At 67.7% G+C, this 16,667-nt stretch carries 14 protein-coding genes; 9 read left to right on the top strand and 5 right to left on the bottom strand.

What is annotated here, in order from left to right:
- Positions 1–269: 269 nt before the first annotated feature.
- From IAE24_RS19790 to IAE24_RS19770, 5 genes are all read left to right on the top strand, one after another.
- Positions 270–2,009 (top strand): GMC family oxidoreductase, encoded by a 1,740-nt coding sequence (locus tag IAE24_RS19790; protein ID WP_199961544.1) that lies wholly within the window; start codon positions 270–272, stop codon positions 2,007–2,009.
- Between the two features lie 371 nt (positions 2,010–2,380).
- Entirely contained in the window at positions 2,381–3,139 is a 759-nt protein-coding gene (locus IAE24_RS19785) for a sulfite exporter TauE/SafE family protein (protein ID WP_199961545.1), read from the top strand.
- A 251-nt stretch (positions 3,140–3,390) separates the two neighbouring features.
- Complete coding sequence (locus IAE24_RS19780; protein WP_013800225.1) at positions 3,391–4,161, top strand: ABC transporter substrate-binding protein; 771 nt, start codon at positions 3,391–3,393, stop codon at positions 4,159–4,161.
- A gap of 65 nt (positions 4,162–4,226) precedes the next feature.
- Entirely contained in the window at positions 4,227–5,009 is a 783-nt protein-coding gene (locus IAE24_RS19775) for an amino acid ABC transporter permease (protein ID WP_012202298.1), read from the top strand.
- Complete coding sequence (locus tag IAE24_RS19770; protein WP_012202297.1) at positions 5,006–5,764, top strand: amino acid ABC transporter ATP-binding protein; 759 nt, start codon at positions 5,006–5,008, stop codon at positions 5,762–5,764. Before IAE24_RS19775 ends, IAE24_RS19770 begins: the two co-directional genes overlap by 4 nt.
- Positions 5,765–5,832: 68 nt before the next feature.
- On the opposite strand, the gene mrdA is transcribed toward IAE24_RS19770, so the two are convergent.
- From mrdA to IAE24_RS19750, 4 genes are all read right to left on the bottom strand, one after another.
- Positions 5,833–7,878: a penicillin-binding protein 2 gene (gene mrdA, locus IAE24_RS19765; RefSeq protein ID WP_192368703.1), complete on the bottom strand. Its 2,046-nt coding sequence runs from the start codon at positions 7,876–7,878 to the stop codon at positions 5,833–5,835.
- A 13-nt stretch (positions 7,879–7,891) separates the two neighbouring features.
- Positions 7,892–8,410, bottom strand: a complete 519-nt coding sequence (gene mreD / locus IAE24_RS19760) for a rod shape-determining protein MreD (RefSeq protein WP_013800223.1) — start codon at positions 8,408–8,410, stop codon at positions 7,892–7,894.
- Positions 8,407–9,468 (bottom strand): rod shape-determining protein MreC, encoded by a 1,062-nt coding sequence (gene mreC, locus IAE24_RS19755; RefSeq protein ID WP_199961546.1) that lies wholly within the window; start codon positions 9,466–9,468, stop codon positions 8,407–8,409. The genes mreD and mreC overlap by 4 nt, the downstream gene beginning before the upstream one ends.
- A gap of 184 nt (positions 9,469–9,652) precedes the next feature.
- Positions 9,653–10,696 (bottom strand): rod shape-determining protein, encoded by a 1,044-nt coding sequence (locus IAE24_RS19750; protein WP_012202293.1) that lies wholly within the window; start codon positions 10,694–10,696, stop codon positions 9,653–9,655.
- A 212-nt stretch (positions 10,697–10,908) separates the two neighbouring features.
- Here IAE24_RS19750 and gatC point away from each other — a divergent pair, with 212 nt between their 5' ends.
- The 3 genes from gatC to gatB are packed head-to-tail and all read left to right on the top strand — an operon-like array spanning position 10,909 to position 14,209.
- Entirely contained in the window at positions 10,909–11,208 is a 300-nt protein-coding gene (gene gatC, locus IAE24_RS19745; protein ID WP_012202292.1) for an Asp-tRNA(Asn)/Glu-tRNA(Gln) amidotransferase subunit GatC, read from the top strand.
- Between the two features lie 52 nt (positions 11,209–11,260).
- Positions 11,261–12,757 (top strand): Asp-tRNA(Asn)/Glu-tRNA(Gln) amidotransferase subunit GatA, encoded by a 1,497-nt coding sequence (gatA, locus tag IAE24_RS19740; protein ID WP_043821862.1) that lies wholly within the window; start codon positions 11,261–11,263, stop codon positions 12,755–12,757.
- 6 nt (positions 12,758–12,763) lie between these two features.
- Positions 12,764–14,209, top strand: a complete 1,446-nt coding sequence (gene gatB / locus IAE24_RS19735) for an Asp-tRNA(Asn)/Glu-tRNA(Gln) amidotransferase subunit GatB (RefSeq protein WP_199961547.1) — start codon at positions 12,764–12,766, stop codon at positions 14,207–14,209.
- A 44-nt stretch (positions 14,210–14,253) separates the two neighbouring features.
- On the opposite strand, the gene IAE24_RS19730 is transcribed toward gatB, so the two are convergent.
- The gene (locus IAE24_RS19730; RefSeq protein ID WP_063327707.1) at positions 14,254–15,225 is read right to left on the bottom strand and encodes a tripartite tricarboxylate transporter substrate binding protein; all 972 of its coding nucleotides are present in this window, start codon (positions 15,223–15,225) and stop codon (positions 14,254–14,256) included.
- A gap of 127 nt (positions 15,226–15,352) precedes the next feature.
- On the opposite strand from IAE24_RS19730, the gene IAE24_RS19725 reads away from it, so the two are divergent.
- Positions 15,353–16,576 carry a serine hydrolase domain-containing protein gene (locus IAE24_RS19725; RefSeq protein ID WP_199961548.1) on the top strand — a complete coding sequence of 408 codons (1,224 nt, stop codon included), beginning with the start codon at positions 15,353–15,355 and terminating at the stop codon, positions 16,574–16,576.
- Positions 16,577–16,667: the final 91 nt, after the last annotated feature.

The following is a 16,667-nucleotide window of genomic DNA, read 5'->3' as shown; positions in this document are numbered from 1 at the left end:
CGGCATTGCAGCCAAGACCGCAGGATAACCGAGCGGCACGGGCCGCAGATTGCCTGGCGGCGCCGTGCGCACGACAGCTTTGCCCTACGCGTGCAATTTTTATCAAAAAAACAGCGCGACAGCCATGGCTGCTGCATGCGATGCTGCAAAAAAAGGAGTCCAGCGCGCTTTCCCTCTCGACAGTGCGCATGCCGTCCGCACAATGGGCCGAAGCACCAACCCCGGCTCCCAAGGACGTTCCGGCCCGCAGCGGACGCCCGCCCATCTCCATGAGCAACACCACCTTCGACTACATCGTCATCGGCGCCGGTACGGCGGGCGCCCTCCTGGCCAACAGGCTTTCGCGCGATGGCCGCAGCCGCGTGCTGCTGATCGAGGCGGGCGCCAAGGACGACTACCACTGGATCCACATCCCCGTGGGCTACCTGTACTGCATCGGCAATCCGCGCACCGACTGGCTCTACCAGACCGAGCCCGACGCAGGGCTCAACGGCCGCAGCCTGCGCTATCCGCGCGGCAAGACGCTGGGCGGCTGCTCCAGCATCAACGGCATGATCTACATGCGTGGCCAGGCCCGCGACTACGACGGCTGGGCCGAGCTGACCGGGGACGACGCCTGGCGCTGGGACCAAGTGCTGCCGGCCTTCCGCCAGCATGAAAGCCATTGGCGGCTTGATGCCGGCGGCAACGCCGATGCAGGCTTTCGTGCCCTGCACGGCGGCACGGGCACAGGCGGCAGCGCCGAATGGCGCGTGGAGCGGCAGCGCCTGCGCTGGGACATCCTGGACGCCTTTGCCGAAGCCGCCCAGCAGGCCGGCATTCCGGCCACCGAGGACTTCAACGGCGGCAGCAACGAAGGGGTGGGCTACTTCGAGGTCAACCAAAAGGGCGGCCTGCGCTGGAACACCGCCAAGGCCTTCCTGCGGCCCACCTGCTATGGCCGCCCCAATTTCGAGCTGTGGACCCATGCCCAGGTCAGCCAGCTGCTGTTTGAACAGCTGCCCGCCGGCGGCCTGCGCTGCAGCGGCGCCCAGGTCTGGACCGGCTCGGAAATGGTCAACGTGCAGGCAAGCCAGGAGGTGCTGCTGTGCGCGGGCGCCGTCAACTCCCCGCAGATCCTGCAGCTGTCGGGCATCGGTCCGGGCGCGCTGCTGCAGAACCACGGCATTGCCGTGCGCCACGACCTGCCCGGCGTGGGCGAGAACCTGCAGGACCATCTGCAGATACGCTCGGTCTACAAGATCAAGGGCGCGCGCACGCTGAACACCATGGCCAATTCGCTGTGGGGCAAGGCCGGCATCGGCCTGGAATACCTGCTGCGCCGCAGCGGGCCGATGAGCATGGCGCCCTCCCAGCTGGGGGCCTTCACGCGCAGCAGCCCGCAGCAGGCGCACCCCAATATCCAGTACCACGTGCAGCCGCTGTCGCTGGACGCCTTCGGTGAGCCGCTGCACGGTTTTCCGGCCTTCACGGCCAGCGTCTGCAACCTCAATCCCACGAGCCGGGGCACGGTGCGCATCCACAGCGGGGACTTCCGCCAGGCGCCGGCCATTGCGCCGCACTACCTGTCCACACCCGAGGACCGGCAGGTGGCCGCCGACAGCCTGCGCGTGACACGCCGCATCGTCGGCCAGAGCGCACTGGCGCGCTTCGCCCCCGAGGAATGGAAGCCCGGCGTGCAGTACCAGAGCGACGAGGATCTGGCGCGCCTGGCCGGCGACATCGCCACCACCATCTTCCACCCCGTGGGAACCACGAAGATGGGCCGCGCCGACGACCCCATGGCCGTGCTGGACAGCCGCCTGCGCGTGCGCGGCGTACAGGGCCTGCGCGTGATTGATGCAGGCGCCATGCCGCGCATCACCAGCGGCAACACCAACAGCCCGACGCTGATGATGGCGGAGAAGGCCGCCGGCTGGATTCTTGCGGACCGGCAGGGACAGGCAGGGGCAGGGGCAGGGACAGCGACAGCGGCACCAGCCGACGCAGCGGTGGCGATGGCCGCCTGAGGGGCGGCAAGCCCGGGCGGACCAGGGTTGTTGTGGGCAGAAACGGATCGATGGGGAACGAATGGTCGCCCTGGCGTCAAAGCCGCGGCGCCCGGTGTTCAGGGCCCTTTGCTGGTGCAATCCCGCACTTTTGCGGTAACTGCGGGAAATCCCCGATGCACCACCCAGGTGCGACCATTAAAGTCCACCCACTCTCGCGGCACCACAGTGCTGCACAAGAGGGGCCGAGGAGACAACTCGTACACAACCAGATCAACATTCATAAATAGCATCTCAAGATGCATTTCCCAGAGCGCCGGCAAGTCCGGCGCTTTTTTTATGCCTGCGGCCAGCCTGCTGCGGCACCTGGGCGGTGCGACAATCGCCGCCCTATGGAATGGATCATCGTCTCGCTGGCCTCGATGCTGGCCGGCTTCGTGGACGCCATCGTGGGCGGCGGGGGCCTCATCTTGCTGCCCGCGCTGTTCGCCACCTTCCCCACCGCACCGCCCGCCACGCTGCTGGGCACCAACAAGAGCGCCTCGGTCTGGGGCACGGCCATGTCCACCTGGCAGTACGGCCGCAAGGTGCAGTTGCCCTGGCGCGCGATGATGCCGGCGGCCTGCGTGGGCATGGCGGGCTCCTTTGCGGGCGCCTGGGCCGTCACGCAGATCTCCCCCGATTTCCTGCGCCGGCTGCTGCCGCTGGTGCTGCTGGGCGTGCTGGTCTACACGCTGGCGCGCAAGGATATGGGCCGCCACCACACGCCGCACTATTCGGGCCGCGCCGAGACGCTGATCGCCTGCGCCATTGGCCTGGTGATTGGTTTCTACGACGGTTTCTTCGGCCCCGGCACGGGCAGCTTCTTCGTGTTCCTGTTCGTGCGGCTGATGGGCTATGACTTCCTGAATGCGTCGGCCTCGGCCAAGCTGCTGAACATGTCCACCAACCTGGCTGCGCTGGCGCTGTTCGCGCTCAAGGGCCATATCTGGTGGCACCTGGCCGTGCCCATGGCGGTGGCCAATGTGCTGGGCGCCATGCTGGGCACGCACATGGCCCTGCGCCATGGAACGGGCTTTGTGCGCGGCATTTTCATCGGCGTGGTGAGCCTGCTGATCCTCAAGACCGGCTACGACGCCTTCATCGCCTGAGCACCGGCCAGCGGCGTTCGCAACACCTGCCATCGGCGTTGGCGACGGCAACCTTCTATAATTGCCGACTTTTCGCCTTGAGCTGCGGCGGCTGGTGCATGTCGCACCCCTGCCAGCGGCCGTACCCGACCAGCCGACCAGCCGCAAAAAACCGGCCCCGCCGTCCATGGCCCATGCACTGATGCGTGCCTTGGCGCTTTCTTCATGCTGCGGCGCCGGGGTCAGGTCTTGAGCGACAGCCCAGGAGTTCCATGAAACGCTTTACCGTCATCGCCGCCGCCGCGCTGGCCCTGTGGACCGCCGCCGGCGTTCAGGCCCGCCCCTTCGACGCCATCCAGAAGGAAGGCACGCTTCGCCTGGCCACCGAGGGCTACTACGCGCCCTTCGCCCATTTCGAGGGCAAGCAGCTGACCGGCTTCGAAGTCGAGCTGGCCCAGATGATGGCCGCCAAGATGGGCGTGAAGTACGAGTGGAAGACCATCAGCTTCGACGCCCTGCTCACCGGCCTGCAGCAGGACCGCTGGGATCTGGTGATTTCCTCGCACGGCATCACGCCCGAGCGCGAGAAGGCCGTGACCTTCACCCAGCCCCACTACTGCTCTGGCGCCATCGTGATGTCGCTGGACCCGGCCATCCGCTCGGCCAAGGACCTGGCGGGCAAGACGGTGTCGGTGCAGACCGGCACCACCTATATGCAGTACATGGAGAAGAACCTGCCCGGCATCAAGCGCCTGGTCAACTTCCCCACCAACGAGGCCGCCCGCAATGCGCTGCTGTCCAAGCGGGTGGACGCCTGGGTGACTGAACGCTTCATCGCCAAGGAACTGCAGCAAAAGAACCCCAATGCCCAGCTCAAGCAGGGCGAGTTGCTGCTGGTCGAGCGCATTGCCGCCGCCGTGGCCAAGGACAACAAGTCGCTGGCCGATGCCTGGAACAAGGCCTTCAAGGAAGCCCTGGCCGACGGCAGCTACGCCAAGCTGTCGCAGAAATATTTCCACGAAGACATCCGCTGCCCTGACTGAGGCCCCGGGCAGATCTGCCCGACCGGCGCCCACTTGCAGGGCGCCTTTTTGTTTCTAGCCCACCTATGCTTACCGTCCTCTGGCCCGCCCACTGGAGCCGCTCGCAGCGCAGCAACGCCACCCTGGTCACGGCCTTGCTGCTGATGGTGCTCGTGGTTTCGCTGCTGGGGCAACTGCTGTCCCTGCTGCCCGAGCCCATAGGCTCCAATGCCGACACCTTCGCCGAAGGCGCGCGCACCACGCTGTACCTGACGCTGGTCAGCGGCGCCGCCGGCCTGGTGCTGGGCATCGCCGCCGCGCTGGCGCGCACCTCGCGCACGGCCGCCCTGCGCTGGGCCGCGGGCTTTTATGTCTGGGCGATCCGCGGCACGCCGCTGCTGGTGCAGATCCTGTTCATCTACTTCGCGCTGCCGGTGCTGATCCCGGGCCTGAACCTGCCCGACTTCGCAGCCGCCTGCATTGCACTGGCGCTGAACGTGGGCGCCTACAACGCCGAAGCCGTGCGCGCCGGCCTGCAGGCCGTGCCGCGCGGCCAGGCCGAGGCCGCACGCGCCCTGGGCCTGCCGCGCATCTGCGTCTTCATGGACGTGGTGTTCCCGCAGGCCTTCAAGATCTCGCTGCCGCCGCTGGTGAGCAACTTCGTGGCCCTGCTCAAGGATTCGTCGCTGGCGTACGCCATCGGCGTGGTGGAGCTGACCAATGTGGGCAACCGCATCCAGTCGGCCACCTTCCAGCCCGTGGAGACCCTGGTCACCGTGGGCGTGACCTACCTGGTGCTGACCACGCTGGTGACCCAGGTCACGGCTGCCGTGGAGTACCGCTTCGACGTGGAGGGCCGCCACAAATGAGCGCCGACAAGCTGGCACGGGGCATGCCCTACATCGTGGCCGAGAAGGTCACCAAGTCCTTCGGCAGCCACCAGGTGCTCAAGGGCGTTTCCACGCAGTTCTGCACGGGCGAGGTGACGGTGATCATCGGCGCCTCGGGCTCGGGCAAGTCCACGCTGCTGCGCGCCATCAACCGGCTGGAGCCGCACGACGGCGGGCGCATCACCATCGACGGCGTCGAAGTCACCGACAACGAAGCCACGCTGCAAAAGCAGCGCTGCGAAGTGGGCATGGTGTTCCAGCAGTTCAACCTGTTCGGCCACATGACGGTGCTGGACAACGTGACCCTGGCGCCGCGCCGCATCCACAAAACGCCGCGCGCCCAGGCCAATGCCAAGGCCATGGCCCTGCTGGAGCGCGTGGGCATGCAGGCCCACGCCCACAAGTATCCGTGGCAGCTGTCGGGCGGCCAGCAGCAGCGCGTGGCCATTGCCCGCGCCCTGGCCATGGAGCCGCAGGTGATGCTGTTCGACGAGCCCACCAGCGCGCTGGACCCGGAGATGGTGCAGGAGGTGCTGGACGTGATGCGCGAGCTGGCACGCGGCGGCATGACCATGATCGTGGTCACCCACGAAATGGGCTTCGCCCGCGAGGTCGCCGACCGCGTGATGTTCTTCGACCAGGGCTGCATTGCCCACGAGGCACCGCCCGCCGAGTTCTTCGGCAACCCGGCCAGCGAGCGGATCGCTGCGTTCATCGGGCGCATGGGGCATTGAGGCCTGGGCCTGCGCACGCAGGCTGCTCAAGAAAACAAAGAGCCGGCAATGCCGGCTCTTTTGCTTTCTCAATCCTCCAGCTCGCCAGCAGACGGCGGCGGCAGCGCGGCAGCGCGGTTGGATGCCACGGGCACCGATGCCTCGGGCGGCTCGTAGCGCGGCAGGCCGGGCAGGTTCACGGTTTCTGCGTCCAGCGTGATTTCGGAGACGCGGCGCGGGGCGCCTATGGGCACGCCGGCCTGGCCCTTGCGCATGGCGGCCATGTCCTCCAGGCTGGGGTAGCGGCCCAGCAGCCAGTAGTCGAACACGCGGCGTGCCAGCGGCGCGGCAGCGGCGGCGCCGAAGCCGGCGTTCTCCACGATGACGGCGACGGCGATGGTGGGGTTGTCGGCCGGCGCGTAGGCGATGTACAGCGAGTGGTCGCGCTGGAACTCGGACAGGCGCGAGGCGTTGTACTTCTCGTTCTGGCGCACGCCCACGGCCTGGGCCGTGCCGGTCTTGCCGGTGGAGGTGTAGGGCGCGTTGCCGAAGATGCCGCGCGAGGTGCCCTCCACCGTCACGGCGGCCACGGCGGCGCGCACGGCTTCCACGTTCTCGGGCTTGTAGCCCATGCTGGTGCCGGGGTCCTTGTTGATGGCCGAGAACTGCTGCGTCACGGCATCGACACGTCCCACGGCCAGGTGGGGCCGGTGCTTGACGCCCTTGGCCGCCAGCGTGGACATGGCGTTGGCCAGCTGCAGGATGGTGAAGTTGTTGTAGCCCTGGCCGATGCCCAGCGAGATGGTCTCGCCCGCGTACCACTTCTTCTGCTCGGGCCGCTTGTAGGTGTTGCGCTTCCACTCGGTGCTGGGCAGCACGCCGCGCGCCTCGCCGCGCACGTCGATGCCGGTGATCTGGCCGAAGCCCAGCGGCTTCATGTAGTCGTGGATCATGTCCACGCCCATGTCGTTGGCCAGCATGTAGTAGTACACGTTGGACGACTTGATGATGGAGCGGCGCAGGTTGGTCGGCCCGTTGGGGTGGCCCGAGCGGAAGGTGTGGCCGCCGAAGGTCCAGCTGCCGTTGTCCATGATGGTGGTGTCGGGGCGGCGCTTGCCCGACTCCAGCGCGGCAATCGCCATGAAGGGCTTGTAGGTGGAGCCCGGCGGATAGGTGCCCCGCAGCGCGCGGTTGAGCAGCGGGCGGTTGATGGATTCGTTGAGCGCGGCCCAGCTTTCCTGGTCGATGCCATCGACGAAGAGATTCAGGTCGAAGGTCGGGCGGCTGACCATGGCCAGCAGCTCGCCGCTGCGCGGATCGATGGCCACCAGGGCGCCACGGCGGTCGCCGTACAGCTCCTCCACCATGCGCTGCAGCTTGATGTCCAGCGACAGCACCAGGCTGTCGCCGGGCGTGGCGGGGCGGCTGCCGAGCTTGCGCACGGCATGGCCGCCGGCCGAGGTTTCCATCTCTTCCCAGCCGGTCTGGCCGTGCAGGTCGGTTTCGTAGCTCTGCTCCACGCCCAGCTTGCCGATGACGTCGGTGCCCCGGTAGTTGGCGGCGTCGTCGGAGTCTTCCAGCGCCTCTTTCTCGCGCTGGTTGATGCGGCCGATGTAGCCGATGACGTGGCTGGCCGTTTCCTGCATGGGGTAGGTGCGAAACAGCCGCGCCTTGATGTCCACGCCCGGGAAGCGATAGCGCTGTGCGGCGAAGCGCGCGACCTCGTCATCGGTCAGGCGCGTGCGGATGGGCAGGGAGTCGAAGCTGCGGGAATCATCCACCAGGCGCTTGAACTTGCGGCGGTCGCGCGGCGTGATCTCGACGATCTCGGCCAGGCCGTCGATGGTCTCTTCCAGGTTGCCCGCGCGCGAGGGCATGATCTCCAGCGTATAGGCCGAGTAGTTGGTGGCCAGCACCACGCCGTTGCGGTCCAGGATCTGGCCCCGGTTGGGCACGATGGGCACCACGGCCGTGCGATTGCTTTCGGCGCGCTCGGCCAGCTCCTCATGGCGCTGCACCTGCAGCACCAGCAAGCGAGCCACCACCAGCCCGAAGGCCAGCAGCACCACCACGCTCATCACCCATGCGCGCAACCTGAATCGCTGCAGCTCGGCTTCTGTATTGCGGATTTCCATCACGCGTCAAGCCTCACAGGGGACGGTTCTCGTCACTGTCCGGCGGACGGCGCTGCGGCGCCAGCAGCAGGCCGCTGACCAGGGGCCACAGCAGGGCCTCGATCAAGGGAGCCACCACCACCAGCGGGCCGGGCACGATGCCGCCGGCCACCATGCGCAGCAGCACCTGCAGGCCGTGCACGACGGCGAACAGGGGCAGCAGGTGCAGCGCCTGCACGGGCGTGGAGAACCAGGACAGGCGCCGGCCCATGGCGCCGGCCGCGAACACCAGCAGCGCATAGGCCAGAGCATGCTGGCCCAGCAGGGAGGAGCGGTCCACATCCATGCACAGGCCCAGCAAAAAGGCCACGCCCATGCCCACGCGCTGGGGCTGGTTCAGCGCCCAGAAGGCCAGCAGCACCATCAGCAGGTCGGGCTGCCAGGCCTGGCGGCCCAGCGGCAGCATGTTGAGTGCCAGCGCCGCCAGCAGGCTGACGACGATGAACAGGGGGTTGACCGGCAGCAGCAGCTGCTGGCCGCGCGGCATGATCATGCGGGCTCCTTCCTGGCGGAGGCGGGTGCGGCGGGAGCAGCGGGTGCGGCAGGCGTGGCCGGTGCATCTGTCTTGCCGGCCTTGGAGGCTTCCTTGCCCTTGCCGTCCTTGGCCTTGTCTTTTTCCTTGCCCTTGTCTTTTTCCTTGCCCTTGCCGGCGCGCAGGGGTTCTGCGGCGCCTTCGGCCTCGGGGTGGGTGGCGCGGTCCAGCGGCTTGAGCACCACCACGTGGCGCACGCCCTGCACGCGGCCCACGGGCTCGCAGTAGATGCGCGAGAAGGCCGAGTCGGCGCGGCGCTCCACCGAGACCACCTTGGCCACGGGCAGGCCCGGCGGGTACAGGCCATCGACGCCGCTGGTGGTCAGCAGGTCGCCTTCCTGGACATCGGCATTGCTGGGCATGAAGCGCAGCTCGATACCGCCGGTGCGCAGCGGCGACGGATCGCCATAGGCCACGCTGCGCGCGCCGGTGCGCGGGTTGAAGACGGGAATGGCCTGGTCGCGGTCGATGAGCAGTGTGACCTCGGCACGCAGCGGATACACGCGCGTGACCTGGCCGACCACGCCCTTTTCATCGAGCACGGGAGAGCCCTGGTCGATGCCATCCACCTGGCCGCGGTCGATGACCACGCGGCGCGTATAGAGGTCGGGGCTGTCGTAGACCACCTCGGCAGCGGTGCCGGGCGTGGTGAGGCGATCGCGCAGCTGCAGCAGCTCGCGCAGGTGGTCGTTTTCCTGGATCAGCTCGTCGGCCAGCGATGCACGCTGGGCCATGGCCACCAGTTCCTTGCGCGCGGCCTGTTCGCGGGCCTGGGCATCGTCCAGCGAGCCCAGGTAGCGGCTGGCGTCGTGCACGGCCTGCACCGGCTTGAGCATCACCCATTGCACGGGGTACAGCACGGTGGCCACGGCCACGCGCACGGGATCGGTGATCCTGAAACGCGCATCGGCCACCATCAGAAACAGCGCCAGGGCGCTGTACAGGGCCAGTTGCGAGACCCGCGAGGGCCGCCGCTTGAACAGCGAGGGCGCCGAGTGGTCCAGGGTATTGGGATTCATGCGGCCCTCCCGCGTGGCAGGGCCTGCCCTGCCGCACTTGCTGCAGCCTGGAAAGCACGGGCCGGTCCCGGTGCGAAGGAAGGCAGGGCAAGCATGCAGGTCACCACGGAAGGGGGAGAAAAGTCGTTGCAGTCAGACGGCTGCGGCCCCGGGCCCGCGACAACGGGCCCCGGCCTGCGCCGCATCAGTCGCTGGTGAAGATGCTGCCCTGGCGGTCCATGGTCTCCAGCGCCATGCCGCAGCCGCGCACCACGCAGGTCAGCGGCTCTTCCGCCACCAGCACGGGCAGGCCGGTTTCTTCGGCCAGCAGGCGGTCCAGGTCACGCAGCAGCGCGCCGCCGCCGGTGAGCATCATGCCGCGCTCGGCAATGTCGGCGCCCAGCTCGGGCGGTGTCTGCTCCAGCGCGTTCTTGACGGCGCTGACGATCTGGTTGAGCGGATCGGTCAGGGCTTCCAGCACCTCGTTGGACGAGATGGTGAAGCTGCGCGGCACGCCTTCGGAGAGGTTGCGGCCCTTGACTTCCATCTCCTTGACTTCGGAGCCGGGGAAGGCCGAGCCGATGTTCTTCTTGATGGACTCGGCCGTGGGCTCGCCGATCAGCATGCCGTAGTTGCGGCGGATGTAGCTGATGATGGCTTCGTCGAACTTGTCGCCGCCCACGCGCACGGAACCCTTGTAGACCATGCCGCCCAGCGAGATCACGCCGACTTCGGTGGTGCCGCCACCGATGTCCACCACCATGGAGCCCGAAGCCTCGGACACCGGCAGGCCGGCGCCGATGCCGGCGGCCATGGGTTCCTCGATCAGGTAGACGGAGGTGGCGCCTGCCGCCTCGGCCGCGTCCTTGATGGCGCGGCGCTCGACCTGGGTGGATCCGCAGGGCACGCAGATGATGATGCGCGGGCTGGGCGTGAGCACCGAGCGCGGATGCACCATCTTGATGAACTGCTTGATCATCTGCTCCGTGATGACGAAGTCGGCAATCACGCCGTCCTTCATCGGGCGGATGGCCTCGATGTTGCCGGGCACCTTGCCCAGCATGGCCTTGGCCTCGCGGCCCACCGCCTGGATCACCTTCTTGCCGTGCGGCCCGCCTTCGTGGCGGATGGCGACAACGGAGGGTTCGTCCAGAACAATGCCCTTGTCGCGGGCGAAAATCAGGGTGTTGGCTGTGCCAAGATCAATGGCAAGGTCGGTGGAGAAATACCGACGGAAAGCTCCGAACATTACGAGAGTCCTCTCAGGCACGGCATGCTCGTCGGCCTGCCATCGCCGGGATGAAAGTTAGGGAGTCTGGATGGGGTTGGCTTTTCGCACAATGACCGGCTCGGAGAGGGTATTGCGGCAAAGCCGAGATAATACCGTATCCCCTGTGAATAACTTCTACTGCCGGGGCTTGAAATACGGGTTTACATCCCGTTGCCCCCTTCAAAAATCCTATGGCACTGAACGCACAAGACATCGCACGCATCGCGAACCTGGCACGACTTGAGCTCTCCTCCACCGAGAGTGAGCGCATGCTAGGCCAGCTCAATGATTTTTTCGGCATCGTGGAGAAGATGCAGGCTGTGGATACTTCAGGCGTCAGCCCGCTGTCACATCCGGTCGCCGCCATCCAGGACATTGCCCTGCGTCTTCGCGAGGACATTGCCAGCGAGCCCGACCAGCGCGACGCCAACCAGCGCAGCGCACCGGCCGTCGAGCGCGGCCTGTTCCTGGTCCCCAAGGTGATCGAGTAAGCGCCGCGCGCCCTCGTCACTGGCATCCGTCCCCGTTTTCCGCACCCCATACATGACCCAGCAAACCACTGATCTGCACACGCTCGGCGTGTCGGCCCTGTCGGCCCTGCTGCGCGAGCGCAAGCTCGGCGCCGTCGAAGCCGCCCAGCACTTCCTGGCCCGCGCCCAGGCGCACCAGAACCTGGGCGCCTTCGTCAGCATCGACGAAGAGGCCACCCTGGCCCAGGCCCGCGCTGCCGACGCCCTGATTGCCCAGGGCAAGGGCGGCCGCCTGGCTGGCGTGCCCATTGCGCACAAGGACATCTTCGTCACGCGCGACTTCCCGACCACGGCCTCCAGCAAGATGCTGGCCGGCTACCGCTCGCCCTTCGACGCCACCGTGGTGACGCGCCTGGCCGAGGCCGGCGCCGTGACGCTGGGCAAGCTCAACTGCGATGAATTCGCCATGGGCTCGGCCAACGAGAACTCGGCCATCGCGCCCGTGGGCTTCGATGCCCCCGCGCCCGTGCGCAACCCCTGGAACACGGACCGCGTGCCCGGCGGCTCCTCGGGCGGCTCGGCCGTGGCCGTGGCCGCCGGCCTGGCGCCCGCCGTCACCGGCACCGACACGGGCGGCTCCATCCGCCAGCCCGCATCGTTTTGCGGCATCACCGGCATCAAGCCCACCTATGGCCGCGCCAGCCGCTACGGCATGATCGCCTTCGCCTCCAGCCTGGACCAGGCAGGTCCCATGGGCAAGAGCGCCGAGGACTGCGCCCTGCTGCTGTCCGAGATGTGCGGCCCCGACCTGGACCGCGACTCCACCAGCCTGGACGTGCCCGCCGAGGACTTCACGGCCCGCCTGAACGACGGCATCGAAGGCCTGCGCATCGGCATCCCTGCCGAGTTCTTCGGCGAAGGCCTGTCGGCCGACGTGCGCGCCGCCGTGGATGGCGCGCTCAAGGAATACGAGAAGCTGGGCGCCCGCCTGGTGCCGATCTCGCTGCCGCGCACCGAGCTGTCGATTCCCGTGTACTACATCCTGGCCCCGGCCGAGGCGTCGTCCAACCTGTCGCGCTTCGATGGCGTGAAGTTCGGCCACCGCGCCAAGGACTACACGGACCTGGTGGACATGTACAAGAAGACCCGCGCCCAGGGCTTTGGCGACGAGGTCAAGCGCCGCATCATGATCGGCGCCTATGTGCTGTCCGAGGGCTACTACGACGCCTACTACCTGCAGGCGCAGAAGATCCGCCGCATGATCGCCGACGACTTCCAGGCCGCCTTCCAGCAGTGCGACGTGATCGCCGGCCCCGCCGCGCCCACCGTGGCCTGGCAGCTGGGCGGAAAGAGCGACCCGCTGGCCAACTACCTGGCCGACATCTTCACGCTGCCTGCGTCGCTGGCCGGCCTGCCCGGCATGAGCGTGCCCGCAGGCTTTGGCGAGGCCGGCATGCCCGTGGGCCTGCAGCTGATCGGCAACTACTTCAAGGAAGGCCAGTTGCTCAACGCCGCCCACCGCTTCCAGCAGGCCACCGACTTCCACCTTCAAGCTCCGAAGGGCATCTGATACCCCATGACCGCGAAACTCATCCAGGGCTATGAAGTCGTCATCGGCTTCGAGACCCACGCCCAGCTGGCCACCCAGTCCAAGATCTTCAGCCGCGCCAGCACCGCCTTCGGCGCCGAGCCCAACACCCAGGCCTGCGCCGTGGACATGGCGCTGCCCGGCACGCTGCCGGTGATGAACAAAAAGGCCGTCGAGTGCGCCATCCGGCTCGGCCTGGCGCTGGGCTCGCACATTGCGCCGCGCAGCATCTTCGCGCGCAAGAACTACTTCTACCCCGACCTGCCCAAGGGCTACCAGATCTCGCAGTTCGAGATTCCCGTGGTCCAGGGCGGCGAGGTGTCCTTCTTCCTCGGCGACGAGAAGAAGACCATCCGCCTGGTGCGCGCCCACCTGGAGGAAGATGCCGGCAAGTCGCTGCACGAGGACTTCATCGGCCAGTCGGGCATCGATCTGAACCGCGCCGGCACGCCGCTGCTGGAGATCGTGACCGAGCCCGACATCCGCAGCACGGAAGAAGCCGTGGCCTACGCCAAGACGCTGCACCAGATCGTGACCTGGATCGGCATCTGCGACGGCAACATGCAGGAAGGGAGCTTTCGCTGCGACGCCAACGTCTCCGTGCGCAAGCCCGGCCAGCCGCTGGGCACGCGCCGCGAGATCAAGAACCTCAACAGCTTCAAGAACATGCAGCTGGCCATCGACTACGAGATCCGCTGGCAGATCGAGGAAATCGAGGACGGCCACCGCATCCAGCAGGCCACCGTGCTGTTCGACCCCGACACGGGCGAGACGCGCTCCATGCGCACCAAGGAAGACGCGGCCGACTACCGCTACTTCCCCGACCCGGACCTGCCGCCGCTGGTGGTCGCGCCCGAGTGGGTGGAACAGGTCAGGGCCGACATGCCCGAGCTGCCGCGCGCCATGGCCGCGCGCTTTGTCGAGCAGTACGCCCTGCCCGAGTACGACGCCACCACGCTGACGCAAAGCCAGGCCATGGCCGCCTACTTCGAGGACACGGCCCGGGCCTGCAATGCGCCCAAGCTGGCCAGCAACTGGATCATGGGCGAGATCTCGCGCCGCCTGAACACCGAGGAAATCGGCATGGAGGCCGCCAAGGTCTCCAGCGCCCAGCTGGCCGCGCTGATCCAGCGCATCGGCGACGGCACCATCTCCAACAACGCCGCCAAGCAGGTCTTCGAGGCGCTGTGGAGCGGTGAAGGCAGCGATGTCGATGCCATCATCGAGGCCAAGGGCCTCAAGCAGATGAACGACACGGGCGCCATGGAGAAGATCATCGACGAGGTGATCGCCGCCAACCCGGCCAACGTGGAGCAGTACCGCGCAGGCAAGGACAAGGCCTTCAACGCCCTGGTCGGCCAGGTCATGAAGGCCTCCAAGGGCAAGGCCAACCCGGCGCAGGTCAACGAGCTGCTCAAGGCCAAGCTGGCCTGACCGGCCGCAGCGGGCGCCCCCACGCGCTCCGGGGGGCGCCTGCCTCAATCCACCGAGGCGCCCGACTGGCGCACGGCCTGGCCCCACTGCGTGATCTCGGAGGCCACGAAGGCATCCATCTCGCGGGGCGTGGTGGGTGCGGCTTCCGAGCCCCGGTCGCTGATGAACTTGCGCATTTCGGGGCTGCGCAGGATGGCCACGGCCTCGCGGTTGAGCCGGTCTATCACTTCCTGCGGCGTGCCCTTGGGGGCCATCAGGCCCAGCCAGCCCACGGCCTCGAAGCCCCGGAACTCGGGCAGGCCCGATTCGGCAATGGCCGGCACCTCGGGCAGCTGGCTGGAGCGGGCGCTGGAGGTCACACCCAGCGGCACCGCCTTGCCCGCCTGGATATTGGGCAGGGCGGCCGTCACCGAATCCACCATCAGCGGCACCTGGCCGCCCACGAAGTCCGCCTGCGCGGGGCCGCTGCCCTTGTAGGGGATGTGCTCTATCTGTATCTTGGCGCGCGCCTTGACCATCTCGGCGCTCAGGTGCTGGGTGCCGCCGATGCCGGCGCTGGCGTAGTTCCAGCGGCCCGGCTCGGCACGCGCCTTGTCCACCAGATCTTTCATGGATTGGATGCCAGCACCCGGGTGCGCCAGGAACACCAGCGGAACCTTGGCGATCAGCGTGATGCCCACCAGGTCGGTGCGCGGGTCGAAATTCACCTTCTTGTACAGCGTCTGGTTCACGGCCATGGCACTGCCGGCCACGAGCAGCGTGTAGCCGTCGGCCGGGCTGCGCACCACCTGCTCGCTGCCGATGTTGCTGCCGGCCCCGGCCTTGTTCTCCACCACCAGCGGCTGGCCCAGCTTCTGGGCGAGCTTTTCAGCCAGCGCGCGCGCAAAGATGTCCGTGGCCTGCCCGGGCGGGAAGGGCACGACCAGGCGGATGGGCTTGTCGGGATAGGCGGCGCTGGCCGGCATGGCCAAGGCGGCGGCCGCGCAGGCTGCGGCGGCCAGAATGATCTGCTTCATGGTGTCGTTGTCTCCTGCGGGCCAGTTTAGCGGCGGCATGCCCGCTGCACCCGCACGCCGCTGTCCCGCAGCCAACAGCGCGCCAGGCCATCTGCCGGAACAATCGGCGCACACCACAGGAGACTCCATGACCGCCAGCACCGACCGCCTGCACATCCCCGGCCTGCCCTGGGCCGACTCCCCTGAAACCGTGGGCCTGGGCAGCGCACGCCTGGCGCGCCTGTCGGCCCGGCTGCAGCGCGGCGTGGACACCGGCGAGATACCGGGCGCCGTGGCCCTGGTGGCACGGCGCGGCAAGCTGGCCTACCTGGAGAGCTTCGGCCTGCTGGACCCCGAGGCCGGCACGGCCATGCGGCCCGATGCCATCTTCCGCATCGCCTCCATGAGCAAGCCCATCACCTCGCTGGCCATCATGATGCTGGCCGAGCAGGGTCGGCTGTCCATCATCGAGCCCGTGGAGCAGTACCTGCCCGAGCTGGCCGCGCTGCGCGTGGGCCTGGAGCGCGCGCCGCTGGCGCGCTCCATCACGCTGCAGGACCTGCTGCGCCACACCTCCGGCATTCCCTATGGATTCGCTGGCACCGAGCACCCCATCAAGAAGATGTACCTGGATGCGGGCCTGTTCAGCGGCAAGTTCACCAATGCGCAGCTCATCACCAGGCTCGCGCAGCTGCCGCTGGTGGCCCAGCCCGGCGAGACCTGGGAATACGGCATGTCCACCGACGTGCTGGGCCGCGTGGTCGAGGTGGTCAGCGGCCAGACGCTGGCCGCCTTCGTGCGCGAGCACATCACGGGGCCGCTGGGCATGGCCGACACGGGCTTTCATGCGCCCGACACCGAGATCGCACGCGCCGCGCGGCCCCAGCCCGAAGGGCCGCAGAAACAGATGCCGCCCATCCCCCCGGTCACGCGCGCCATGATGTTCGAGTCGGGCGGCGGCGGCATGGTCTCGACCATGGCCGACTATGCGCGGCTGTGCCTGTTCTGGTGCAACGGCGGCACGCTGGACGGCGTGCGCCTGGTCTCTCGCAAGACCGTGGAGCTGATGACCACCAACCACCTGCCCGCCAGCGTGCGCATGGGGCCGGACATGGCGTATTTCGGCGCCCAGCTGCCCTCGCCCGAGGTGGGCCAGGGCTTCGGTCTGGGCTTTGCGGTGCGCACGGCGCCCGGCCTCAACCCGCTGCCGGGCAGCGTGGGCGACTTTTCATGGAGCGGCATCTACGGCACCTTCTTCTGGGTGGATCCGAAGGAGGATTTGTTCGCCATTCTCATGATGCAGTCCATGGCCCAGCGCATTCCCTACCGCTGGGTGATGCGCGAGGGCGTGTACCAGTCCGTGGTGGACTGAATCTTCCAGGTTTGCACCAAGGCAGTGCAAAGCCCATGCTGCCAGCAAGAGCGGCGTCCCTTCCTAAAATGACGCGCTTTTGCAGCCCTCC

This window comes from Delftia sp. S65, from assembly GCF_016516495.1.
GTDB lineage: Bacteria > Pseudomonadota > Gammaproteobacteria > Burkholderiales > Burkholderiaceae_C > Comamonas > Comamonas acidovorans.
Note: the sequence above shows the minus strand (reverse complement) of the source record. Positions and strands in the feature narration are given on the sequence as shown.